Below are 23,580 nucleotides of genomic sequence, written 5' to 3' on the forward strand. Positions count from 1 at the left end.
CCAAGGCCGCATGGTCAAACCCTGCGGTCCATCCGCCCGCCATCATGGCCGTCTGGGCCACGAGACCACCAAGGGCCGAGACCGCAAGGACGAGGCCTGCGATGACGGTGGCGCGTCGGGCGGATTGCTGGCCGGGTGCGCTCATGCCGTAAGCCTGAAAAAGCGGCAGTCCGAGAGCCACGACAGCAGCTGCGAACTGAAGCCAGCGCAGGCCGACGACGGTCAGATCGATCGGCACTTCAGCGGACGGTAAAGCTGTAGGTCCCGGTCATTCGATGCCCGTCTGCCGCCGCGATGGCCCAGGTCACTCGGTAGGACCCGGTCGACAGCGGCGCGGCGAACGACCCGCCTAGCGTCTTGCCGTCCTCCGACACCGTCTTGGTCAAGGCAACGAGCCTGCCCCGGCCATCCACCAGCTCGATGGTTGAGAACGGAGCAGCGAACCGCTCGCTGAACGTCAGGCTGATTGTTTGAGGCGCGGCGACAGTCGCACCGTCACCGGGAGTGGCGGACACCAGTCTGGCATGGGCGAGCGCCGGTGAGGCGCTCAGAATCACAGCGGAAGTGACGGCCAGCGAGAGAAACCGATTCATGAGGAACTCCTTCAATGCGAACTATTACGTCCGCCCACTAGTCTTCCCTCACGATATGACGGCGCAGCGGGGGCAGCAGTCCAATCTGCTCGAACCATCGACGCCGCCGTGTCCAGTCTGACAGTCGAAAGTTCTCAGCCGCCGCCAGAAGTCCCTTCCTGAATTTCCGCGCGTCCGGTCAGAGGAGCCGGCCCCGATGGATAGCCAGGGGCTAAGCGGCTCATCGGAGGCGCCCTTGGAATTCTTGTGTAAATCCATCCGGTCACCGGCATGCTCTCGATGCCTAGCGTGAGCCCACACCTCACGAAGCCCGTTCAGCGCGGCCGTGAGGGTGAAACCATTGAACCGGTTAGTTCGCCAGTTGACCAAGGATGCACATCCGCTGCCCGCCCGTAGGCGACCCTCGGAACATCTCCTTTGAACTGCGCACCACCACACAGCACCCGTGACGACGCTGCACAGCTCCTACACAGAGGTCGGCAGCTCGAAATTTCTAGTTCGTTCTGTTAGGTTAGCGGGCCACCTTCTCCCACAAGGGGAGAGGGGGCCTGCGGCGGCCCCTTCCGGGCATCCAGCCAGTCCGCCAGCCTGAACACAAACGGATTGACCGCGATCGATATCAGCGCCCCGGCCAGGATCAGATCCTGCGTCTCGCGGCTCATGGCGCCCAGATAGACGCTCAGCGACGCCAGGATGAAGGTGAACTCGCCCACCTGGGCCAGGCTGGCCGCCACCGTGAAGCTGACATGGCGATTCACCCGGAAGACGCTGGTGATGGCCAGGGCCGCCATGGACTTGCCCACCAGCACGATCATCAGCACGCCGAACACCGCCAGCGGCTCGCGCACCAGAATGGTCGGGTCGAACAGCATGCCCACCGAAACGAAGAACAGCACCGCGAAGGCGTCGCGCAAGGGCAGCGCCCGCTCCGCCGCATTGTGCCCCAGCGGCGTGCCGTTCAGCACCAGCCCGGCCACGAAGGCGCCCAGGGCGAACGACGCCCCGAACACCGCATAGGCCAGCCAGGCGATGCCCAGGGCGATGGCCAGAACCCCGAGGGTGAACAACTCGCGCGACTTGGTATGGGCGATGCGCACCAGAACCCACGGCAGCACCCGCCCGCCGACCACGAACATCAGCGCCACGAAAGCGGCCACCTTCAGCAGGGTCCAGCCGATGGACAGGCCCAGAGCCGCCGGGTCCGCCGCCTGCCCGCCCGGCAGCACCAACAGCGGCAGCATGACCAGAGCGATGACGATGACCAGATCCTCAACGATCAGCCAGCCTATGGCCACGCGCCCCACCTCGGTCTTGATCTGCTGACGCTCCTCAAGGGCCCGCAGCAGCACCACGGTGGACGCCACCGAAAGAGAGAAGCCCAACAGAAACGCCTCCCCGTCGCCCAGCCCCATCAGCCGACCCAGCAACCAGCCCAGCAAGGTGGCCGCCGCGATCTGGGCCAGGGCGCCCGGCACGGCGACCTTGCGCACCTTCATCAGGTCGCGGGGCGAGAAGTGAAGCCCCACCCCGAACATCAGCAGGATGACGCCGATCTCGGCCAACTGGGGCGCCAGCTCCATGTCCGCCACATAGCCCGGCGTGAACGGCCCGATCAGAACGCCCGCCAGCAGATAGCCTACCAGCGGCGACAGCCTCAGCCGGTTGGCGATCATGCCGAACACGAACGCCAGCACGAAGCCGCCCACAAGGGTGATGATCAGGCTGTCGGCGTGCGGCATCCTCGTTCCGGTCAGACTGGGTGTTCAATCTAACTGGAACGCTGCAGTGCAAAGGACAAGGGGCGCAGCGCCCCTTGTTCCGCCCGTCGTCCTCACCAGTTTCCGTAAACCGGCGTAAATCGGCTGCGCAGACGGCTGACCTCGCGGTCCGCGTCCGTAACGTCATAGGACAGGGCGTTGGCCTGATCGTTGGCGGTGTCGCGATCCCGGCGCAGTCGGCGAATTCGCTCGCGGATCGTCCTCCGGTCCTCCTCCGTCAGCCCTTCCTCGTTGGCGAGGCGGTATTCCTCGTCGCGGATGTCCTCCTCGTATTCCCGCGCCCGGGCCGTGAACTCATCCACCCGCGCCCGCACCGCGTTGGCGCGCTGGATGGCGTCCCAGACCAAACGACCGTCGGAATAGGCGTACAGGAAATCCTGCTCCAGATCGGCGGGGCAGAAACCGTTGGAGTAACCGCCGCCCGACGCCGCGATTCGGAACGCACGCCCCGGCACGCAGTACTGGCGCACCCCGACCTCGTGCCCCTCGTAATAGGCGTTGGCGTCCGGCGTCACGCCATGCCGCGTGCAGGCCTCCGTGTGATCCGACAATCGGCCTGGGCCGTAGCCCGCCGCACCGTCCGACCGGCCCTGCCCGTACCAGTCGCCCGCCAGGCACTGGTCCTCGCTCATGGTGGCGCAGCTGCCCAGCCCCATCAGGACCGCCCCCGCCGCCAGTGTCAGAACAACACGCATGATCCACTCCCCCGTTAACCATTCGCCCGGCGGCTAAATGCCAAAGATAACCTCGTTTGGCCAGACCTCGGCCGTTCGCCGCTGGATTTCGAGACCAGTTCGCCCCACACAGGCTGAATGGATGCTGACGAGGATGTTGAGGATGCCGGCGGGACCGCTCTGACCGTCCAGCTTACCGATGTCCACGCGGGCCAGCGTCTGGACAAGGCCCTGTCGGACGCCCTGCAGGACGTCAGCCGCGCCCGGCTCCAGGCCCTGATCGAACAGGGCCGCGTCACCCTGAACGGCGCACCTATATCCCGCTCGGGCAAGGCCGCAGCGGGGCTGTACGACATCCTGATTCCCGCTGTAACGCCCGCTGATCCGGCCCCCGAGGCCCTGCCCCTGCCCGTACTGTTCGAGGACGCCCACCTGATCGTGGTGGACAAGCCTGCAGGCATGGCCGCCCACCCGGCGCCGGGCAATGAAACCGGCACCCTGGTCAACGCCCTTCTGCACCACTGCGCCGGCTCCCTGTCCGGCGTCGGCGGGGTGGCCCGGCCCGGCATCGTCCACCGGCTGGACAAGGACACCTCCGGCGTCATGGTGGCGGCCAAGTCCGACGCGGCCCACGCCGGGCTCTCGGCCCTGTTCGCCGCCCACGACATCGAGCGCACCTACATCGCCCTGACCCGCGGCGCGCCCGACCCGGCGCGGGGCCGCATCGAGACGCAGATCGGCCGCTCCAACGCCGACCGCAAGAAGATGGCGGTGCTGAAGTCCGGGGGCCGCCTTGCCATCACCGACTACCGGGTCCAGCAGACCTTCGGCGCCCCGAAGAAGCCCGGCGGCGCCCCCATGGCCGCCCGCGTCGCCTGCACCCTGCACACCGGCCGCACCCACCAGATCCGCGTCCACCTGGCGTCAAAGGGCGCGCCGATCCTGGGCGATCCCACATACGGCTCCGGCAGCCCGGCCCATACGGTGAAGGACGCCATCGCCGCCTCAGGCCTGAAGCGCCAGGCCCTGCACGCCGCCGTTCTGGGCTTCATCCACCCCATCACTGGTGCGGCGCTTCGATTCGAGACCGATCCGCCGGGGGATATGCGGCAGTTGGAGACTCTGCTCGCCGACCTCTAAACTGGTTCAAACAAGGAGCTCATCACATGGCTGACAGCGTGGAATTCCGAGACAACACCGACGCCAAACGCTACGAACTGGCCGTCGATGGCGGGACCATCGTCGCCACCTACAATCTGGTGGACGGCGGCGTCATGATCACCGAGACGATCACGCCCATTCCGCTCGAGGGTAAAGGCCACGCCAGCGCACTGGCCCGCCACGTCCTGGCCGATATCGAAGCACGTGGGCTCAAGATCCTGCCCGTCTGTCCCTTCTTCGCCGGCTGGCTGAAGCGGCATCCCGAACACGCCGAAACGGTCCACCCGACCTATCGCGGCATCATCGGAATCTAGGTCTTTCGGCTCCGAAACGCCCACCGAACGCTCGTGGACACAGCCGCGCCATCGGTCCGTATTGAAAAAGGACGGACTTCCTGCTACACAGTCCGGGCCGGATGGCGATGCGGAAAACGCACAATTGTTCGCGCCTGCGTCGATTCACCCCTGACAAAGGACGAAACCCATTCCTATCTGGCTTGTTGAGGGGCGAAAGGTCCGGTGCACATCCGGTGGTCGGACCGAGCAACGCCTGCTCTTGACGCGTTGGAGGGTAGCCATATGGCTCTGAATTCACTTGCGGTTATGTCGCCTGAACAGGGACTGTCCCGCTATCTGACGGAAATCCGCAAGTTTCCGATGCTGACCAAGGACGAGGAATTCATGCTCGCCAAGCGCTGGTCAGAGCATGAAGACCCGGAGGCGGCGCACCGCCTCGTGACCTCACACCTGCGTCTCGTGGCCAAGATCGCCATGGGTTATCGCGGCTATGGGCTGCCCATCGGCGAAGTGATCTCCGAGGGCAATGTTGGCCTGATGCAGGCGGTCAAGAAGTTCGACCCGGACAAGGGCTTCCGTCTGGCCACCTACGCCATGTGGTGGATCCGCGCCTCGATCCAGGAATACATCCTGCGCAGCTGGTCGCTCGTGAAGATGGGCACCACCGCCGCGCAGAAGAAGCTGTTCTTCAACCTTCGCAAGGCCAAGAGCCAGATTTCGGCCTTCGAGGAAGGCGACCTGCGTCCCGAACACGTCTCCAAGATCGCCACCGATCTGGGCGTGTCCGAGGAAGAAGTCGTCAACATGAACCGGCGCCTGACGGGCGACGCGTCCCTGAACTCGCCCCTGCGCTCGGACAGCGAAAGCGAGTGGCAGGACTGGCTCACCGACGACACCCAGGTGTCCCAGGAAACCCGCCTGGCCGACACCGAGGAGCACTCCCTGCGCATGGGTCTGCTTCAGGAGGCCATGGAGGAACTGACGGATCGGGAAAAGCACATCCTGACCGAGCGCCGCCTCAAGGACGACCCCGTCACCCTCGAGGAACTGGCCGGCCAATACGGCGTCAGTCGCGAGCGCGTGCGCCAGATCGAGGTCCGAGCCTTCGAAAAGCTGCAGAAAGCCATGCGCGCGGCGGCTACAGAGCGAAATCTGGAAGCCGTCTAGAGCACAAGGCGCGAAAACATCGAGGCGCTGGCTACAGCGCCTCGATGACTGCCCCTGACAGGCTAAGCCCTAGAATTTGAAGATTGTCTCCAGCCGCACACGCGGCTGCGACCGGCGGTCCGACTCGACCGGACGGGCCGGGTCCGTCCGGGGATCGGACAGTGACGCGGCTGCGCCGACCTGAAGACGGGGATTCAGCCGATAGTAGGCGCCGGCCTGGACATCGCTCCAATCCGCCTCACGCCCGACAGGCTGGCTGAGATTCAGGTCCAGCCCCCAGCGCCCGTCGTCGTTCCAACGCAGGCCGCGGCGCGGCGCTTCGCGATCGGAAACGAGATCGTTCCGGAGCGTGGGGGATGCCTGAACAGCGGCGCGGGCCGATTCGCGCGTCTGCGCCGAGGCGTCAAACGCCGTCGCCGTCAGGGCCGCAGCAGCAGCCATCGCAAGAATGAGTCCGTGGACCCGCATCACTGTTTCCGCCCTTCAAGCGGCCTGGACCTTGAAACATCCATCGCCGACCGGCTCGTTGTGATCGATACCGGCGTCGTCGATTAGACATGGTCTCACAACCCGGTCAACGCAATGCGAGGGTGTGAACAAGGTTCCGTGACAGGTTCAGCGGCAGCTGTGGCTCGCGCAACACGGGAGTCCGGCGCCTTCTTCGTCATCTGTCGCTTGTCAGCGCGGCGGTAGGCCATGCTATAGACCATTCGGCGGTCCGCGGGGGCGCGGCGCCGCATCGGTCGGGCGCGCCCGAAACGGTGCGGCCCTTATCTGACGGAGTAGTCCATGGCTTTCAATCGCGGCGCCTCGATCGCCCTGATCGCTTGCAGCGTCGCCCTGGCGAGCTGCGGAACCTTGAATCCCTTTTCGCGGGGCGACAGTGCGGCGCCGGCCGAGACCCAGGCGGCGAACATCGGCGTGAACAGCTTCCTCTGGCGTGCGTCGCTCGACACCCTGGAATTCCTGCCGCTGCTGACGGCTGATCCGTGGGGCGGCGTCATCAATTACGACTGGCACACGCCCGCCGAGTCGCCGAACGAGCGCTTCAAGGCCACGGTGATGATCCTGGACACGCGCCTGCGCGCCGACGCCCTGAACGTCACCGTAACCCGCGAAGTCAGGAACGAGGCCGGGCAGTGGATCGCCCAGCCGGTGAATCCCCAGACCGAAACGGACCTGGAGAACGCCATCCTGACCCGTGCGCGTGAACTGAACCTCGCCTACGCCGGCTGATCGCCGGAGCCAGACTGACCGCATGACGCGATATGATCCCCGGACGGCCGAACCCCGCCAGCGCGCGCGCTGGGAGGCGGCGAAGGCATTCGTGACCCCGACCGGCGAAACCGGCCGGCCCAAATACTATGTGCTGGAGATGTTCCCCTATCCGTCGGGGAACATCCACATGGGCCACGCTCGCAACTATGTGATGGGCGACGTGGTGGCCCGTCACAAGCGGGCGCAGGGGTTCGACGTTCTGCATCCCATGGGCTGGGACGCCTTCGGCATGCCGGCCGAGAACGCGGCCATGGAGCGGGGCGTGCACCCGGGCGACTGGACCTGGTCCAACATCGCCGCCATGCGCGATCAGCTGAAGCTTCTGGGCCTGTCGCTGGACTGGAGCCGCGAGTTCGCCACCTGCGATCCTGCCTATTATGGCAAGCAGCAGGCCTGGTTCATCGAGCTGCTGAAGCGCGGCCTGGTCTATCGCAAGGAAGGCGTCGTCAACTGGGACCCGGTGGACAACACCGTCCTGGCCAACGAGCAGGTGATCGACGGGCGCGGCTGGCGCTCCGGCGCCGAGGTCGAGAAGAAGAAGCTGACCCAGTGGTTCCTGCGGATCACCGATTACGCCGATGATCTGGTGGAGGGCCTGTCCACCCTGGACCGCTGGCCCGAGAAGGTCCGGCTGATGCAGGCCAACTGGATCGGCCGTTCCACCGGCGCCCGGGTGACCTGGCCGCTGAAGGGCGAGATTCCGGAAGGATTCGAGAGCGTCGAGGTGTTCACCACCCGGCCCGACACCCTGTACGGCGCGTCCTTCGTGGGCCTGGCCCCCGACCATCCCCTGTCCGCCGCCATCGCCGAGCGCAGCCCCGAGGCCGCCGCCTTCATCGCCGAGTGCAAGAAGGGCGGCGCCAGCCAGGCCGAGATCGATCAGGCCGAGAAGATCGGCTTCGACACCGGTCTGACCGCCGTCCATCCGCTGGACCCCACGCGCACGGTTCCGGTCTGGATCGCCAACTTCATCCTGTCGGAATACGGCACCGGCGCCATCTTCGCCTGCCCCGCCCACGATCAGCGCGATCTGGACTTCGCCCGCAAATACGACCTGCCGGTGATCCCCGTGGTGCGCCCCGACGGCGCCGATGAGGACTTCACCGTGGCGGACGAGGCCTATGTGGGTCCGGGCCGCATCTTCAACTCGGCCGATCTGGACGGTCTTGATGTGGAGGCCGCCAAAAAGGCCGCCGTGGCCCGCATCGAGGCGGCCGGGCTGGGCGAAGGCGCCACGGTTTACCGCCTGCGCGACTGGGGCGTCAGCCGCCAGCGCTACTGGGGCTGTCCCATCCCCATCATCCATTGCGAGGCCTGCGGGCCTGTCCCGGTCCCCGCCGACCAGTTGCCGGTGGAGCTGCCCAAGGACGTCACCTTCGACGTGCCCGGCAATCCGCTGGACCGTCACCCCACCTGGAAGCATGTGAAGTGCCCCAGCTGCGGCGCGGACGCCCGGCGCGAGACCGATACGCTGGACACCTTCGTGGACAGCTCGTGGTATTTCGCCCGCTTCACCGATCCCACCGCCGACGCGCCTGTCGACAAGGCGGCGGCGGATCGCTGGCTGCCGGTGGACCAGTACATCGGCGGGGTCGAGCACGCGATCCTGCACCTGCTGTACGCCCGCTTCATCACCCGCGCCCTGTCCGACGCGGGCCTGATGGACGTGAAGGAACCGTTCGCCGGCCTGTTCACGCAAGGGATGGTGGTCCACGAAACCTACAGGGCGGCCGACGGCAAGTGGATCGAGCCCACCGACGTGGAGATCGTCACCGAGGGTGACAAGCGCACCGCTGCGCGCCGCTCCACCGGCGAGGCCCTGACCATCGGCGACATCGAGAAGATGTCGAAGTCCAAGAAGAACGTGGTCGCCCCTGAAGAAATTCTCGAGGCCTACGGCGTGGACGCCGGGCGTCTGTTCGTGCTGTCCGACAGCCCGCCCGAGCGCGACGTGCAGTGGACCACCGGCGGCGTCGAGGGCGCCAGCCGCTTCGTGCAGCGGGTCTGGGCCGAGTTCGACGGCTTCGACCCCGCCAAGGCTGGCGACCAGAAGCTGGACGAGGCCCTGCGCCGCGAGACCCACAAGGCGATCAAGGCGGTCAGCGAGGGGGTCGAGGGCTTCCGCTTCAACGCCGCCATCGCCAAGCTGTACGCCTTCGTGGCCGTCATCCGCGCCCATGCGGAGGCGGGCGGCGAGGCCCGGCGCGAGGCCCTGTCGGCCCTGGCCAGGCTGATTGCACCGTTCACGCCGCACCTGGCCGAGGAATGCTGGACCCGCCTGGGTCAGGACGGCATGGTTCTCGACGCGCCGTGGCCGCAGTACGATCCGGCGCTCGCTGTCGATGACGAATTGACGCTGCCCATCCAGATCAACGGCAAGCGCCGGGGCGAGGTGGTCATGCCGCGCGGCGCGCCCGAGGATCAGGTGCGCGAGGCCGCTCTGGCGAACCCGGCGGTTCAGGCCTACCTTGCCTCGGTCAGCCAGTCGGTCCGAAAGGTCATCGTGGTGCCCGACCGCATCATCAATCTGGTGGCCGGATGATCCGTCCGGTCCGCATCGCCGCCGCCTTCAGCGCTCTGATGATGCTGGCCGCCTGCGGATTCACGCCGCTGTACGCCGAGCCGGGCGTGTCGCCGACCCTGTCGCGCATCTCCGTCTCGGTTCCGGACACCCGCACCGGCTTCGAGCTGCGTCAGGCGCTTGAGGATGAACTGGCCTGGGATCGTGGTCAGACGTCCCTGTGGCGACTTGAAACCGATCTGGATCAGCGCCGCGTGGCCCTCGGTCGCCGGGTGGACGACACCGTATCGCGCTACGAATTGGTGCTGACAGTGCGCTACCAGCTGACGCCTGTCTCCGGCGGCGAGGCCATCACCGACGCGGTGACCGCCACCGTCACCTACGCCGCCGCCGATCAGGCCTACGCCGCGATCGCCGCCCAGCGCGACGGCGAGCAACGCGCGGCGGCCGAGGCCGCTCGTCTGATCCGGCTGGACCTGTCGCGCGCCCTGGCCGATCTGAACCAGCCGTAGGGCTGATCCCTTGTTTCACTGGACTCTCATCCCGCTAGGCCTGCTGGCGGGCGCTGCGTCGGCATGGCTGACCGCGCGGCTGGATGATGCGGGGCCCAGCCGGCCCTCTCTTGTCCTCCTCGCCGGCCTTGCGGCCGTCGGCGCGGCGCTCGGCGGCTGGGCCTGGGAGAGCGTCGCAACGCCAATCGTCGTCACCGCCCTGCTGGGCTGGAGCCTGCTGCTGATCGCGGTCGTGGACGCGCGGCATTTCTGGCTGCCGGACTGGCTGACCCTGCCGCTGCTGGCGGGCGGGCTAGCGGCGACGGCGCTGTTCGATCGACCCGCCCTGATAGATCATCTGATCGGCGCGGCGGCCGGGTTCGCCGTGTTGTGGGGGATCGCCGCGCTTTATCGCCGGACGCGGGGCCGGGAGGGACTGGGCGGCGGCGACTTCCGCCTGCTGGCGGCGGCGGGCGCGTGGACCGGATGGATGGGCCTGCCCAGTGTGCTGCTATGGGCGTCGGTGGCGGGCCTGAGCCTGGTTCTGGCGCGTCTGGCCTTGAAACAGCCGGTTTCGGGCGAGGACCGCCTGCCTTTCGGCGTGTTTCTGGCGTTGGGACTCTGGATGACCTGGCTCTACGGGCCACTGGGCCTGTAGGCGGCGAAGCCGTCCAGCGGGATGCGCTCGCCCGAGCCGTCGCGCACCGTCACCGCTCGCAGCCGGTCTGCATCGTCGCCCGCCAGCATCAGGACGAACGGATTGACCGATACCTTCAGGTCCCCCAGCGGCATGACGCCCGCTCGCGCCCCGATCACCCGCCCGCCCCAGAACGGTCCTTCCACCCGGTCGGCGGACAGGCCCAACTCGTCGACTCCTGCCATATCCAGGACCAGCCGAAGCGGGGTCAGCACCGCCAGCATGAGCACCAGCGATGCGGTGAACACGATGATCAACGTCAGTCGGCTCACGGCGCCACGGTTCCTTGCGCCTGCAAGGTGGCGTCGGCGTTCTCCAGCACGCTGAGACTTGTGATGGTCAGCCCGGCCCGCTCCAGAGCGGCGATCCAGCCGAACAGGCGCGCGGTCTCGGCGGACTCGACCGCGAAGCTGACGCCCCCGCCCTCTACGGTCACCTGAACCGCGACGCCCGCCTCGGCCGCGCTGTTCGTCAGCAGCGTCTCGAGATCCGCAGGGGTCCGCGCAATCCCGCCGGATATATCGACCCCCGCCGCCGCCGAGGCCAGGGCGTGGGTCTGGACCGCGGCGTCCAGCCGGTCGGCGGCGCCCGCCTTCCAGGCCAGCAGCGGCGCCAGAATCAGGAACCACGCCAGCACCAGCGCCAGCACCCCGGCGAGCACGCCCAGCATCACATGCTCGCGGGCGGTGCGGCTGTCCCACCAGACGCGGGCGGCCTTCACCTGTTCGTTGAAGGCGTTCATGCGGCGGCTCCGATGATCACGTCGCTGACCATGCGGCCGTCCTCTTCAAGTGTGCTTTCGTCGGTCATGGTCAGGCCCGAGGCCAGGAGGGCGGCGTCCAGCGCCTCCAGATCGCCATAGGCGCCGTAGGAGACAGTGGCCCGCACCTGGCCGTCGTCATAGACCGACAGGGCGTCCAGCTCGGTCCCCTCCACTTGTTCCACCGCAGCGAACAGGGCGGCGGTTACGCCCGAGACCCCGCCCGACGCGGCGGTCGCGTTGAGGCGTCGCTGGGCCTCCGCCGCCGGATCGGCGTCCGGCGCCATGTCGGGGAAAGCCTGACGGAGCATGGCCGTGCTCTCGCCGTTCAACTCACGCGCCGCCAGATCATCGCGCGCGGCCGTCACCCCGAGCAGAAGCAGGGGCGACAGGACCAGCAGGCCCGCCATGATCGCCGCGCGGCGCCAGGCGCCCAGCCCCTCGGCGGCGGCGCGGGTGCGCCCGATCAGATTGACCGGCGGATTCAGGGCGGCCTGGATCAGCATGGCCTCCACCTCCTCGGCGCGTTCCACCGGGGTCACCGGCCGCTCGCCGGCGATCAGGGGCGCCAGATCCGGCTCCACCGTCACCGACATATCCAGCCCCCGCAGGGCGGTCATCGGCCCGAAGCCCACCGAGGTCAGGCCCTCGCCCTCGAGCGGCGCCGTGAGAGTCAGGTGGTCCGGCACGATCACATCCGGCGTCACCCCAAGCGACTCCGCATAGGCGATCCAGGCGTCCACCAGCGCGGCATTGGCCACGGCGACGAGACGACGGCCATCGGTCTCGCGGCGCGGACCCAGCGATACCCGCAGCCGCTCGGGCGGGGCGGCCAGATCATCGCGCAGGGCCCACAGGGCGGCGGCCCGGCCTTGCGCCTCATTGCGCCCGGGCAGGTCCAGCCAGCGCACCATGACGTCGGCGCCGGGCGCCACGGCCACGGTGCGCATGGGCGACGGCGGGGCGCCGGCCCTGTCGGGTGTCAGCAGGCCGCGCTGCAGCACGCGGCCGTCGCGGTCCACCGCCAGCCAGGGCGAAGGCTGGTCCGCCGAGGGCGCCAGCAGGAGAAGTCGGGTCAGGGTCATTCGTCGGTTGTCCATCGGCGCGCCACCGTGCGCACCGCCCCGCCGGGGGCGGCCTCGATCAGGGCGCTCATGACCGCCTCGGCGCCGCTATGGGCGACCCGGGCGTCCAGGGCGAAAAAGCGGGTGACAACGCCGGCCTGATCATAGGCGGCGTTGGACGGGGTGATCCCGGCCAGGGTCGGCTCGCCCCAGAAGGCGGTGGTGTCGGTCCACCCCCCGGGGGGGCGCGCTCCGATCACGCGCCGGGCGGCGGAGTCCGACAGACGCCCGTCGGTCATCATGACCAGCAGCACCGCCTGATCCGGCGTCAGGGTGTTCACATTGACGGCGGTGACCCCCGTCACCGGCAGGGCGCACAGATGGGGGCGCAGGCGGGCGTAGTCCTCGGCCGACACGCCGCGCACGGCGCGCAATTCGCTGACTTCCGACAGCAGGGTCCCGCCAGTGCGGTAGGGCGTGGCCTGACCGGCGTAGGCGCCGTCTTCACCCCCCAGCGGCTCGGACCGGCTGTCGGTGTCTATCCAGTCCACCAGTCCGTCGGCCACGGCCCGCGCCCGCGCCTCGGCCACGCCGACCGCGCGGGACAGGGCCAGGAACTGGCGCACCCCGTCGTCATTGCGGGCCAGCGCCTCGCCCTGGCCGGAAACGACGCTGTTCAGGTTGAAGCACGCCTGACCGTCGCGCACGGTCACGCGGATCGCCCCGCCCTCGTCTACCGGAAAGTCGAAGGTGCGGCCGTTCCATTCAGGTTCCAGCGGCGTGCGGCTGCTGTTCTGGTCCATCAGCCGCCGCACCTGGCTCCGCGCCAGGGTCTCGGCGCCCAGTCCATACCACTGCGCCTGATCCATGGCCGAGGCGTTGGTGGCCCGGCGCACGGAGAAGCGGATGTCGTCCAGCATGACCACGGCCAGCGCCGCCATCACCGCCACCAACAAGAGGACAGTCAGCAGGGCCATGCCCTCGCGCTCGCGACGGGACGGTCTCATGGGTCCGCCCCCGCCACCATGAACAGCTGAGTGACCGGGCCATAGCCCTCCAGCGTCAGGTCGATGCGCACCGCGTCGGGCAGGGGTCGGTTCTGCACCGGGCGCCAGTCGGCGATGGGGTCGCCGTCCAGAATGGCCGTGACCTGCGCGCTCTCCACATTCTCCAGCAGCACCTGCGGCTCGGCGGGCCGGGCCCCGTCCAGACGCTCGCGCACCCGGCGCTCCAGCCGTCCGTCAACCAGCCGGTAGTCCACCCGCTGCATGGAGGCGCGCTGGGCCTCGCCGGGATTGATCCAGCCGCGGCGGGTGACGGCGAACAGGGACTCGCCGCCCAGTTCGAACGCCGCCTGGGGCGCACCGTCTGCGCCGCGCACCCGCCGGGGCGCCGCCTGGCCCAGATCGGCCCGCATCAGGGCGCGGGTGCGCTGGAAGGCGGCGGTCCGCTCGCTGGCGTCCCGCACGGCCAGACGGTTGTCGATGGCGAAGGACAGCAGGCCCACCCCCGCCGAGGCGATCATGGCGAAGATGGCCAGGGCCACCAGAACCTCAACCAGGGTGAAGCCCGCGCGCCGGGTCATCGCACGCCCCGGAACACGGCCAGATCGGCGGCGTGCTCGCCGCCATCGGTGACGGACACATCGATGCGCAGGATTCCGGGATCCTGGGTGGCGGTCACGGTGCGGGTCCAGCGCCAGTCGCGCCCGGCCAGCTGGACCTGTCCGTCTTGAGTCCCGGGCGACGGCGGATCGCGGGCGACCACGGCTTCCACCGCCACGTTCTCGGCCACCACCGCGCCGAGGGCGCGGGTCTCGGCGCGCACGGCTGAACGCACCCCCTCGCCCATGAGGTTCAGCAGGGCCAGGGCCGCCAGGCTGAACACACCCAGGGCCACCACCATCTCGATCAGGCTGAACCCCGGCCGCTCAGTCATCCACGCGCACCTCGCCGGAGCCGTCCACGGTCACGCGCACCGTGCCCTCGCCGCGCGACAGGGCCACGGTCAGGGGCTCGGCCATGCCGGTGGGGTCGAAGGCGGTGCGGGCCGTCTCGCGCGGCAGGGCGACGCGCACGTCCTCGCCCCAGTCCGTGCGGCGGAACAGGCTGTCCTCCAGCGGGCCCCATTCGCCTCCCGCGAACACCTCGAAGGCGTAGCAGCGCGCGTCCGCCGTCACCGCCACCGGGCGGCCGGTCAGGATCGCTTCTTCCCGCGCCCGCACCAGACGGGCGGCGAAAACCTCGGCCTGCTGGCCCACCGGCGGGCGCGGATCGGGCAGGGTCATGACCACCGCCCCTGCGGCCAGGCCGATCAGGGCCGTGACCACCATCACCTCAACCAGGGTGAAGCCCGCCCGGCGGACCCGGTCAGCGCCAGTTGGAGATGTCGGCGTCATTGCCCTCGCCCCCTTCCTGGCCGTCGGCGCCCAGGGAGATGATCTCGAAGGGTCGGTTGTCGCGGCCCGGCTGGCGGTACTGATAGGGATTGCCCCACGGATCCTCCGGCAGGCGGCGCACATAGCCGCCCTGGCGGTAGCGTTCCGGCCGGTTCAGGCTGGCGGGCGGCGCAACCAGGGCCTGAAGCCCGTCCTCGGTGCGGGGGAAGGTCAGGTTGTCGAGGCGATAGGTCTCCACCGCCTGCTCCAGCACGGCGATATCCGCCGTGGCCTTCTCGACCATTGCGCGGTCCTGGGCGGGCAGGACGTTGATGACCACCACCGTGGCCAGCAGGCCGATGATGACCACCACCACCATGACTTCCACCAGGGTGAAACCGGCGCGCTTGCGGCGGTCAGCGCGGACGCGCGACGCCCTCAAGAAGCGAGCCGCCGCGCGGCGAGCGTTAGGGCCAAAAATATTCATGCTCATTTTCCCTATCCCAGGGCCAGGGTGTTGATCTGAAGAATGGGCAGCAGGATCGACAGCACGATGACGGCGACGATCCCGCCCATGACGACGATGATGGCCGGCTCCAGCAGGCTCAGCATCACGGCGGTGAAGGTGGCGAACTCGCGTTCCAGATAGTCGGCGGCGCGCTCCAGCATAGGCTCCAGCCGGCCGCTGCTTTCGCCCGAGGCGGTCATGTAGACGAGGATGGGCGGAAACACCTCGGCCCGGCGCATGGCGGCCGACAGCCCGCCGCCCTCGCGCACGGATTCGGCCATGGATTCGGTGGCGGCGCGCAGCACACGGTTGGAGATGGTGCGGGCGGTAATGGTCAGGCCCTCCAGCACCGGCAGACCCGCCGCGATCATGGTGGACAGGGTCCGGGCCATGCGCGCGCCGTGCAGGTCGCGCATCAGCCGCCCGATCACCGGCAGCTTCAGCATCAGCCCGTCCACCTTCAGGCGGAAGGCGGGCTGTCTCAGCCCCGCCGCGAACAGGACGCCGCCGACAACAAGAACGATCAGCACCAGCCAGCCCCAGTCGGTGATCAGGCTCGAGATCGCGATCACCACCCGCGTCAGCAGGGGCAGGGTCTGGTTCATGCTGGTGAACTGCTCCACCACGCGGGGCACCACGAAGGCCATCAGGGCGGCGATGACGCCGATGGCCACCACCGCCAGCACGATGGGATACACCAGAGCCGTGATGACCTTGCCGCGCACCTGTTGCTCGCGCTCCAGCAGATCGGCCATGCGCTCCAGGATCGGTCCCAGCGCGCCGGAGCTTTCGCCCGCAGACACCATGGCCCTGTACAGGGGCGGGAAGGCCGGGCCCTGCCGCCGCATGGCCTCGGACAGGCGGAAGCCCTCCAGCACGCCGGTGTGAACGCCCATCAGCACCCGGCGCACGGCGGGCCGCTCGCTTTGCAGGGCGATGGTGCGCACCGCCTCTTCCACCGGCGAGACGGCGACAAGGGTCGCCAGTTGGCGGGTGGTCAGGGCCAGGGTCTTGGACCCCAGACGCCCCCCGCCGGATTTCGTTTCCCGATCAGGCCGCGCGGACGACACGGACAGCTCCAGCGGCATCAGGCGACGGCGGTCCAGCACGCTGCGCGCGGTCGCCTCGTCCGGCGCGCTGACCACGCCCTTCAGGGTGCGTCCGCGCGGGTCCACCGCCACATAATCGAACGCGGCCATCAGTCCTGATCCTCCACCGACTGCCGGGTGACGCGGACGGATTCCTCAACGGTGGTCACGCCCTCCAGCACCAGGGCGCGGGCGCGGCCCGAAAGGCTGGACTTCTTGCCCAGGGCCTCGGTGGTGATGGCCTCCTCGCCCGCTTCCTCTGCGATCAAGCGGCGCACGGCGTCGGTGACGCGGATGGTCTCATAGATGCCGACCCGGCCCTGATAGCCGGTCTGGTTGCAATGGGCGCAGCCGGCGGCGCGCCAGATGGTCTTGCCTTCCTTGATCCCGGCCAGCTTGGCCGTGGCCTTGTCCGCCGGCTCAGGCTGGCGACAGTCGGGACACAGGCGCCGCACCAGCCGCTGGGCCACGATCAGGCGCAGGGTGGAGGCCAGCAGGAACGGCTCGATGCCCATGTCGCGCAGGCGGGTCACGGCGCCGGCCGCATCGTTGGTGTGGACGGTGGACAGCACCAGGTGCCCGGTCAGGGCGGCCTGCACCGCGATCTGGGCAGTCTCCACGTCGCGGATTTCGCCCACCATCACCACGTCCGGGTCCTGACGCAGGATGGCGCGCAGCCCCGCCGCAAAGGTCATGCCCACCTTGGTGTTCACCTGGGTCTGGCCCACGCCGTCGATGGCGTACTCCACCGGGTCCTCGACGGTCAGGATGTTGCGGCTGGCGTCGTTCAGAACGGACAGCCCGGCGTACAGGCTGGTGGTCTTGCCCGAACCGGTCGGGCCGGTGACCAGGATGACGCCATTGGGCTCGGCCAGGGCCTGACTGAAGGCCTCCAGCGTCTTCTCGTCCATGCCCAGCTCGGCCAGGCCGAGGCCCGCCTGATCCTTGTCCAGGATGCGCAGCACCACGCGCTCCCCGGCCCGCGACGGCAGGGTCGAGACGCGCACGTCCAGCGTCTTGCCGCCCAGGGCCAGCGGGATACGCCCGTCCTGGGGCACGCGCTTCTCGGCGATATCCAGCCGCGCCATGACCTTGATGCGCGACACCAGCAGGGGCGTGATGCGGCTGTTCAGGCGCAGGGCCTCGTGCAGCACGCCATCCACCCGCATGCGGATCAGCAGGGCCTGCTCATAGGGCTCGATATGGATGTCCGAAGCGCCGGAGCGCACGGCCTCGGCGATCACGCCGTTGATCAGGCGGATCACCGGGGCGTCGTCGGTGACGTCAAGCAGGTCGGCGGCGGCGGGCATGTCGTCGATCAGTCCGTCCAGCCCCGAGGGCATGTCGAACTCGCCCGGCTCTCCGCCGGAGAAGGGATCGTCGGCGTAGATTTCCGAAAGACGCCGGTCAAAGCCCGAGGCGGTCAGCCGCTCGATGCGCAGGGGCCGGCCGAGAGCCCGGCGCGCTTCGACCAGCGCCAACGGATCGGCGCCGTCCCGCACCCCGACCAGAGCCGTCTCGCCCGCGTCCAGCAGCACCACGCCATGCCGCTTGGCGAAGGCGTAAGGCAGGGTCGGATTGACCAGGGTGATCATGGATCAGCCCTCGGGCGGGGGAGGCGGAGGCGGCAGCGGCGCGCCTTCGACCGGGCCGGGCGTCATGCCGGCGGGCGAGATCACGTCACCGCCGGGCGCGGGGGCGGCGGGGCGATAGCCGCCCATGTAGTCGCGGATCAGCATGTCCAGCGACGGCTCCACCGTCGGATCCCGATCGATCTGGCGGCCCCGCATGTAATCCCAGCGCTCCGCGCCCACGCGGGCGGCGTCGCCGGGGCTGCGGATAATGGTGGGGCGAATGAAGACCATCAGATTGGTCTGCCCCCGCTCGCGCGCCGTGGAGCGGAACAGGCCGCCGATCACCGGGATGTCGCCAAGGCCCGGCACGCTTTCCACCGACAGCCGCTCGTTCTGATCCAGCAGGCCGCCCAGCACCGCGATCTGGCCATCGTCCACCAGCACGGTGGTCTCGATCTCGCGCTTGTCCAGCACCAGATCGCTGGCGCCGGACGTCAGCAGACCGTTGATGCTGGACACCTCCTGACGCAGGAACAGGGTGATGGCGCCGCCGGCGTTGATCTGGGGACGCACCTCCAGCTTGACGCCGATGTCCTGGCGCTGGGTCGTGCGGAACGGGTTGGTGTTGTTGGAGCCCAGCACTTCGCCCACCACCACCGGCACTTCCTGGCCGACCAGAATGGTGGCTTCCTCGTTGTCGAGAGTCATCAGCGACGGGGTCGACAGCAGGTTGGAGCCCTCGTCGCTGCGCACGGCGTTGATGATGGCGCCGAACAGGCCGTCCGAACCGATGGTCCCGCCGCCCATGCCGATGACGCCGTTGGCGCCCAGCAGGGAGTTCAGGGCCGCGCCGCGCAGGTCCTCCAGCAGCGGATCGTCCTCATCCAGTTCGCGCTCGCCGGCGATGCCGCCAAGGATCGGCAGGATCGAGGGCGAGGTGTTGGAGTAGTTGGTGGCGAACAGCGGATTGCCGTCCCGGCCCGCCAGCGCCCACTGCACGCCCAGGGCCCGGGCGGCGTCGTCGGAGACCTCCACCACGATGGCCTCCACCAGCACCTGTTGGCGGCGGGTGTCCAGCTGGCGGATCACCTCGGACAGCATGCGCTGGGTTTCCGGCGCGGCCGCGATGACCAGGGCGTTGGCGCCGGGGAAGCGGGCGATGTTGGCGCGGGCGCCGGGCGTGGCGGCCGAGGCGGCGGCCGGGGCGGCGTCGTCGCCTTCCACCGGCGCGCTGGCCGCGCCGTCCAGAGGCCGCGAGGTCTGGCCGGTCATCTGCTGAAGGACGGGCAGCAGCTGTTCCGCGTCGGCGTGCTCCAGAAACACCACGCGCACGTCGTCGGCCGACTCCGCGCGGCGGTCCAGATCGTCCACCAGCGGACGGATGCGGGCCACGGCGGCCGGATCGCCGCGCAGGACGATGGAGTTGGAGCTCTCCACCGGCACCACGCTGACCATGCCGGGCGAGCCGCCGCCGGGGGGCGCCAACACCTCGTTCACCACCCGGGCGATCTCGCGCGCCGAAGAGTTCCTGAGGGTGACCACCTCATAGGCCGAGCGGTCCACGTCGATCTGGCTGATCAGGCTGCGGATACGGCGCAGGTTGTCGGCGAAATCGGCCACCACCAGGGTGTTGCCGCGCGGATTGGCCAGCACCTGGCCTTGGGCGCCCACCAGCGGACGCACCACCTCGGCGGCCGAGGCCGCGTCGATGTTGGCGATCTGGAACACCTCCGTCGCGAAGCGCTCGGAGCCGACGGTGGAGGGACCTTGCGCCGCGCCCTCGGCCGGTGACACGCGATAGGCGCCGGACCCCGTGGGCGACACCACCAGACCGTTGGCGCGCAGGGTGGACAGGAACACCTCGAACAGTTCGGAGCGGCTGAGCGCCCGATCGCTGGTGACAGTGACGGTTCCGGTCACGCGCGGGTCGACGATGAAGGTGTGCCCGGTGGTGCGGGCGATGTCCTGGATGAAGGCGCGGATGTCGGCGCCTTGCACGTTCAGCGTCTGGCGCGGACTGGATTGCGCCAACGCAGGCGCGGCGGCGCCCAGCGGGCCGGATGCTGCGATCACGGCGGCGACCGCCATGGCCAGAATGCGGTTGGCGACAGCGGTCATTGTGCGATCCTCAGGGTGGCGGAGCGGACTTCGCCGCCGCGTTCGTATCGGATGTTGATGGATTCGGCGCCCGCCAGCCCGGCGGCGATTCGCGGCAAGCTGGAGACGCTGTTCAGGGCCTGGCCGTTGACGGCCTGGATGACGTCGCCGGGCAGCAGGCCCGCCTGGGCGGCCGGCTCTGCTCCGGCGGGGGTGACGACGAAGCCAGTGATGCGCTGATCCACCACATAGGGGGTCAGGGCGCCGGAGGTCAGCAGCTGCATGGGATCGCCAGAGGCTGCGCCAGCGGGGCGGCTCGCCGGGGCGATGACCTGCTGGCCGGAAGGCGGCGGCGGTGTCGGCGCAGCGCCGGCGGGCGCTTCGCTGAAGGCCAGCCGGGTGCGCGAGGCGCCCCGCGCCACCACCGCATGATCGGAGGCGACGCTTTCCAGCCTCAGCCCCGGCTCGATCTCTTCGCCGACGCCGACCGAAACCTGGCGGCCGTCGGACAGGCCGATGATGGCGGACCCGCCCCCTGCCCCGCCCGCACGCACGCCGAACAGCCGCAGCGATCCGCTGTTGGCCGCTGTGGCCTCGGCCAGGCTGGAGGGCGCGCCGGTGCGGAAGAAGCCGTCGATGCGGGCGAGAACGGAGATGTCAGGGGCGGCGGATGAGCGGGCCGGCGGCGCACCGAAAGGACCGGCGGGGGTCACGACCATCCACAGGACGGCGGCGGCCGGAAGGGCCAGCAGGGCCGCCAGCGCCGCTTCGGTCAGGCCACGGGCCCCGCCCGTAACGGCGAACGCGGCCCCCGTGGGGAGCCGCGCCGCGTTAAGCCTGTCAATCAGTTTGAACACGGATGTTCGCCCCCGGGTCTCTTCGCCGCCTGATTAGCGCGGCGAAGGGGCGGGAAGCCCGCTCGGGACGATGACGCAATGGCGACAATCGTGTGACGATCGCCGGGTTCACGGACGATCCGGCGAGGCGGCGAACCGCCCCGCCGTTCGGTCATCAGAAGCTGGTGCTCAGGCTGATCGTGCCGGACGAGCCCAGGTCGTAACGGTTGATGTCCACCCGCTGACCCAGCTCCTGGTACTCCTGATACTCGGTGTCCAGAAGGTTGCGCAGCTCCAGCCCGAAGGTGAAGTCGCGATCCCAGGCGTTGAAGTCGCGGCGATAGACGAAGTCCAGCATGACGCCGGGCTCCTGGATCAGGTCCGGCTCGCCCGGACGACCGCGGGCCGACGAACGTTCCGAAGCGTAGGAGACCAGCAGGGTCGCCTGGGAGCCGACAATGTCGTCCTCCCAACCGAACTGCAGGTTGGCCAGATGCTCCGACTGCCCCTGAAGGGTCTGACCATCCTCGAAGAAGTTGGTCGCCGGCTGGGCCACACCGTTGCTGGACAGGGGGAACACCTCGTCACCGGCATCCACCCGAAGTTCGGACTGGATGTAGGTGTAGTTGGCCTGCACCAGCCAGCGCTTGCCGTCCCAGAAGGCGCCGGTCATCGGGCTGTCGAAGTACTTCTTGACGTCCAGCTCGATGCCCCACAGTTCGGCCCCGGGCGCGTTCAGATAGGTCTGCTGGGTCACCGAACCGGTGTCGTTGATGACCGATTCCACCGGACGATCGATGTCCTTGAAGAACAGACCGGCGGTCACGTACTGGTCACGCTGGAAGTACCACTCGTAACGCAGGTCCAGGTTCAGCAGCTCGCTATCGGTCAGATAGGGGTTGCCGATGAACAGGCGGTCGCTGTCCGGGTCCAGGTACTGCTGCGGCGCCAGCTCGCGGAACTGGGGCCGGCCGATGGTCTGCGAGGCGCCGAAGCGCAGCTGCATGTCCTCGGCGAAGTTCCAGGTCAGCGTAGCGGCAGGCAGCCAGTACTCGTTGTCCAGCTGCGTGGGGTTGAACGGCGTGGTTCCGCCGAACAGATCGCGGGCGACCACCATCTGTACGGCTTCTTCGTAGCGCACGCCCACCGAGGCGCTGACCAGCGGGATCAGCTCGGCCTCGACCTGACCGTAAAGGGCGTTGACCTGCAGTTCGGCGTCATAGGCCGCCGCGCCGCCGGCGCCGGTGGTTTCCACCAGCTGGATCAGACCCGGTCCCTGGTTGAAGTCCGAGAAGAAGAAGTCCACGCGCTGACGCTGGAACTCTTCCGACAGACCCGAGCCCTGGAAGCTGAAGATGCGCTGCTCGGACTCGCGAGTGTTCTCGTAGGTCTCGCCGCCCAGGCTGATCACCAGATCACGGTAATCCGACAGCGGAACCGTGTAGGTCAGGTCGACACCGCCGCTGATGACCTCATCCTCCAGCTCGCTGAACGAGGTGGTGTTGCGCTGTCCTTCATGGAAGGGCACGCCCTGGTCGTCGATGGAGTAGCGAATGAACTTCTCGTACGGCGCATCGCGGGTCGAAAGGGCGTAGGCCCCACGCCAGTCGATCTCGAGATTTCCAAACGTGTGCTCACCGGCCAGTTGGCTGTTGAACAGGGTTCGCACGTACCAGGAGGTGTAGTCGTCGCGGACCAGATTGTTGCCGGGCGCGTCGAAGTCAAAGCCCTCGCGGCTGCGGGTCTCCTTGGTGGTGCGACGAACGTACAGGTTCGTCCACTGGATCAGGTGGTCGGCGGTGTCGAAGCTCAGCCCCAGCAGACCGTCCCAGCCCACATTATTGTCGGTGGACATGAAGTCGTACTGACGCGCGGCCTCGATCTGGTCCACGTCGACACGGCCTTCGCCCTGGACGCCGTTTCGGGTGCGCCATTCGTTGTCATAGCCCAGCACGCCGATGACGCCGAAGCGGCCGCCGGCGCCGGTGTCGAACGAACGACCCGCCGAGATGTCGAAGCCGAAGTCCGGCTGGATGGTGTCTTCCATCTGCAGCAGGTTCAGCGGAGCGTTCACGAAGTCCCAGCCGATCTGCTGGATCTCCTGGGCCGTGAAGTTGGCGCCCTGCACCACCCGGTTGCCGGTGGCGATGGCGGCGCGAAGGGCGCCCGGCATGTCGCGGGTGCCGTCGTCAAAGCCGGTGAAATCGGTGCGCGAGCCGTAGTGGATCAGGCCGTCCTGGAAGGTGGTCTCGCTGTTCGCTCCGGCGCTCACGCCGAAGTTGAAGAACGGCTCGTTCGGCGCCGCCACGGTATAGAGGTCGATGATGCCGCCGCCGAATTCACCCGGATAGTTGGGCGAATAGGTCTTCTGCACCGCCACGCTGCGGAGGATGGAGGACGGGAACAGATCCAGCGGCACGACCCGCTGCAGCGGCTCGGGGCTGGGCAGGGGCGAACCGTTCAGACGGGCCGCGGAATAGCGCTCGCCAAGGCCGCGCACATAGACGAAGCGGTCCTCGGCGATGGTCAGGCCGGTGACGCGGGTCAGGGCCTCGGCGGCGTTGGCGTCGCCAGTGCGGACCAGATCCTCGGCCGTGACGAAGGCCGAGATTTCCGAGGT

At 68.6% G+C, this 23,580-nt stretch carries 24 protein-coding genes; 7 read left to right on the forward strand and 17 right to left on the reverse strand.

Going from position 1 to position 23,580, the window contains the following annotated elements; translation table 11 throughout:
* Nucleotides 1-239: 239 nt before the first annotated feature.
* The 3 genes from copC to ACI8U3_RS15060 form a co-directional block, all read right to left on the reverse strand.
* The gene (gene copC / locus ACI8U3_RS15050; RefSeq protein WP_415015684.1) at nucleotides 240-593 is read right to left on the reverse strand and encodes a copper homeostasis periplasmic binding protein CopC; all 354 of its coding nucleotides are present in this window, start codon (nucleotides 591-593) and stop codon (nucleotides 240-242) included.
* 506 nt (nucleotides 594-1,099) lie between these two features.
* Nucleotides 1,100-2,332, reverse strand: a complete 1,233-nt coding sequence (locus ACI8U3_RS15055) for a cation:proton antiporter (protein WP_415015685.1) — start codon at nucleotides 2,330-2,332, stop codon at nucleotides 1,100-1,102.
* A 92-nt stretch (nucleotides 2,333-2,424) separates the two neighbouring features.
* Nucleotides 2,425-3,066 carry a DUF2799 domain-containing protein gene (locus tag ACI8U3_RS15060; RefSeq protein ID WP_415015686.1) on the reverse strand — a complete coding sequence of 214 codons (642 nt, stop codon included), beginning with the start codon at nucleotides 3,064-3,066 and terminating at the stop codon, nucleotides 2,425-2,427.
* A 117-nt stretch (nucleotides 3,067-3,183) separates the two neighbouring features.
* Between ACI8U3_RS15060 and ACI8U3_RS15065 the strand changes: the two genes are divergently transcribed.
* The 3 genes from ACI8U3_RS15065 to rpoH all read left to right on the forward strand — a co-directional run bounded on the left by ACI8U3_RS15065 (nucleotide 3,184) and on the right by rpoH (nucleotide 5,669).
* On the forward strand, nucleotides 3,184-4,185 hold the full coding sequence (locus ACI8U3_RS15065; protein ID WP_415015687.1) for an RluA family pseudouridine synthase: 1,002 nt from the start codon (nucleotides 3,184-3,186) through the stop codon (nucleotides 4,183-4,185).
* A gap of 26 nt (nucleotides 4,186-4,211) precedes the next feature.
* The gene (locus tag ACI8U3_RS15070) at nucleotides 4,212-4,520 is read left to right on the forward strand and encodes a GNAT family N-acetyltransferase (RefSeq protein WP_415015688.1); all 309 of its coding nucleotides are present in this window, start codon (nucleotides 4,212-4,214) and stop codon (nucleotides 4,518-4,520) included.
* 264 nt (nucleotides 4,521-4,784) lie between these two features.
* Complete coding sequence (gene rpoH, locus ACI8U3_RS15075; RefSeq protein ID WP_415015689.1) at nucleotides 4,785-5,669, forward strand: RNA polymerase sigma factor RpoH; 885 nt, start codon at nucleotides 4,785-4,787, stop codon at nucleotides 5,667-5,669.
* Nucleotides 5,670-5,738: 69 nt separating this feature from the next.
* Here rpoH and ACI8U3_RS15080 read toward each other — a convergent pair whose 3' ends face one another.
* Entirely contained in the window at nucleotides 5,739-6,137 is a 399-nt protein-coding gene (locus tag ACI8U3_RS15080; RefSeq protein ID WP_415015690.1) for an NtrZ family periplasmic regulatory protein, read from the reverse strand.
* A 321-nt stretch (nucleotides 6,138-6,458) separates the two neighbouring features.
* Between ACI8U3_RS15080 and ACI8U3_RS15085 the strand changes: the two genes are divergently transcribed.
* Genes ACI8U3_RS15085 through ACI8U3_RS15100 form a run of 4 tightly spaced genes read left to right on the forward strand, consistent with a single transcriptional unit; the run spans nucleotide 6,459 to nucleotide 10,617 of the window.
* Complete coding sequence (locus tag ACI8U3_RS15085) at nucleotides 6,459-6,905, forward strand: DUF3576 domain-containing protein (protein WP_415015691.1); 447 nt, start codon at nucleotides 6,459-6,461, stop codon at nucleotides 6,903-6,905.
* Between the two features lie 22 nt (nucleotides 6,906-6,927).
* The gene (gene leuS, locus ACI8U3_RS15090; protein ID WP_415015692.1) at nucleotides 6,928-9,489 is read left to right on the forward strand and encodes a leucine--tRNA ligase; all 2,562 of its coding nucleotides are present in this window, start codon (nucleotides 6,928-6,930) and stop codon (nucleotides 9,487-9,489) included.
* Nucleotides 9,486-9,980 carry an LPS assembly lipoprotein LptE gene (gene lptE, locus ACI8U3_RS15095; protein WP_415015693.1) on the forward strand — a complete coding sequence of 165 codons (495 nt, stop codon included), beginning with the start codon at nucleotides 9,486-9,488 and terminating at the stop codon, nucleotides 9,978-9,980. Before leuS ends, lptE begins: the two co-directional genes overlap by 4 nt.
* Before the next feature lie 10 nt (nucleotides 9,981-9,990).
* Nucleotides 9,991-10,617: a prepilin peptidase gene (locus ACI8U3_RS15100; protein WP_415015694.1), complete on the forward strand. Its 627-nt coding sequence runs from the start codon at nucleotides 9,991-9,993 to the stop codon at nucleotides 10,615-10,617.
* Here ACI8U3_RS15100 and ACI8U3_RS15105 read toward each other — a convergent pair.
* The 13 genes from ACI8U3_RS15105 to ACI8U3_RS15165 form a co-directional block, all read right to left on the reverse strand.
* Nucleotides 10,596-10,928 (reverse strand): hypothetical protein, encoded by a 333-nt coding sequence (locus ACI8U3_RS15105; RefSeq protein WP_415015695.1) that lies wholly within the window; start codon nucleotides 10,926-10,928, stop codon nucleotides 10,596-10,598. The genes ACI8U3_RS15100 and ACI8U3_RS15105 overlap by 22 nt on opposite strands.
* Nucleotides 10,925-11,398 carry a type II secretion system protein GspM gene (gspM, locus tag ACI8U3_RS15110; RefSeq protein WP_415015696.1) on the reverse strand — a complete coding sequence of 158 codons (474 nt, stop codon included), beginning with the start codon at nucleotides 11,396-11,398 and terminating at the stop codon, nucleotides 10,925-10,927. The genes ACI8U3_RS15105 and gspM overlap by 4 nt, the downstream gene beginning before the upstream one ends.
* The gene (gene gspL / locus ACI8U3_RS15115; RefSeq protein ID WP_415015697.1) at nucleotides 11,395-12,501 is read right to left on the reverse strand and encodes a type II secretion system protein GspL; all 1,107 of its coding nucleotides are present in this window, start codon (nucleotides 12,499-12,501) and stop codon (nucleotides 11,395-11,397) included. The genes gspM and gspL overlap by 4 nt, the downstream gene beginning before the upstream one ends.
* Entirely contained in the window at nucleotides 12,498-13,487 is a 990-nt protein-coding gene (gene gspK / locus ACI8U3_RS15120) for a type II secretion system minor pseudopilin GspK (RefSeq protein WP_415015698.1), read from the reverse strand. Before gspK ends, gspL begins: the two co-directional genes overlap by 4 nt.
* A complete protein-coding gene (gene gspJ, locus ACI8U3_RS15125) occupies nucleotides 13,484-14,065 on the reverse strand; it encodes a type II secretion system minor pseudopilin GspJ (protein WP_415015699.1) in 582 nt (193 codons plus the stop codon). The genes gspK and gspJ overlap by 4 nt, the downstream gene beginning before the upstream one ends.
* Nucleotides 14,062-14,418, reverse strand: coding sequence for a type II secretion system minor pseudopilin GspI (gene gspI / locus ACI8U3_RS15130; RefSeq protein WP_415015700.1), 357 nt, complete (start codon nucleotides 14,416-14,418; stop codon nucleotides 14,062-14,064). Before gspI ends, gspJ begins: the two co-directional genes overlap by 4 nt.
* Nucleotides 14,411-14,878 carry a GspH/FimT family pseudopilin gene (locus tag ACI8U3_RS15135; protein ID WP_415015701.1) on the reverse strand — a complete coding sequence of 156 codons (468 nt, stop codon included), beginning with the start codon at nucleotides 14,876-14,878 and terminating at the stop codon, nucleotides 14,411-14,413. Before ACI8U3_RS15135 ends, gspI begins: the two co-directional genes overlap by 8 nt.
* On the reverse strand, nucleotides 14,850-15,299 hold the full coding sequence (gene gspG, locus ACI8U3_RS15140) for a type II secretion system major pseudopilin GspG (RefSeq protein ID WP_415015702.1): 450 nt from the start codon (nucleotides 15,297-15,299) through the stop codon (nucleotides 14,850-14,852). Before gspG ends, ACI8U3_RS15135 begins: the two co-directional genes overlap by 29 nt.
* Before the next feature lie 56 nt (nucleotides 15,300-15,355).
* Entirely contained in the window at nucleotides 15,356-16,564 is a 1,209-nt protein-coding gene (gspF, locus tag ACI8U3_RS15145; RefSeq protein WP_415015703.1) for a type II secretion system inner membrane protein GspF, read from the reverse strand.
* A complete protein-coding gene (gene gspE / locus ACI8U3_RS15150; protein WP_415015704.1) occupies nucleotides 16,564-18,048 on the reverse strand; it encodes a type II secretion system ATPase GspE in 1,485 nt (494 codons plus the stop codon). The genes gspF and gspE overlap by 1 nt, the downstream gene beginning before the upstream one ends.
* 3 nt (nucleotides 18,049-18,051) lie before the next feature.
* A complete protein-coding gene (gene gspD / locus ACI8U3_RS15155; protein WP_415015705.1) occupies nucleotides 18,052-20,145 on the reverse strand; it encodes a type II secretion system secretin GspD in 2,094 nt (697 codons plus the stop codon).
* Nucleotides 20,142-20,981: a type II secretion system protein N gene (locus tag ACI8U3_RS15160; protein ID WP_415015706.1), complete on the reverse strand. Its 840-nt coding sequence runs from the start codon at nucleotides 20,979-20,981 to the stop codon at nucleotides 20,142-20,144. The genes gspD and ACI8U3_RS15160 overlap by 4 nt, the downstream gene beginning before the upstream one ends.
* A 154-nt stretch (nucleotides 20,982-21,135) precedes the next feature.
* A partial coding sequence (locus ACI8U3_RS15165; protein ID WP_415015707.1) for a TonB-dependent receptor domain-containing protein occupies nucleotides 21,136-23,580 on the reverse strand: 2,445 nt, incomplete at its 5' end.

The sequence above is a fragment of the Brevundimonas sp. genome, assembly GCF_047617075.1.
Lineage (GTDB): Bacteria > Pseudomonadota > Alphaproteobacteria > Caulobacterales > Caulobacteraceae > Brevundimonas.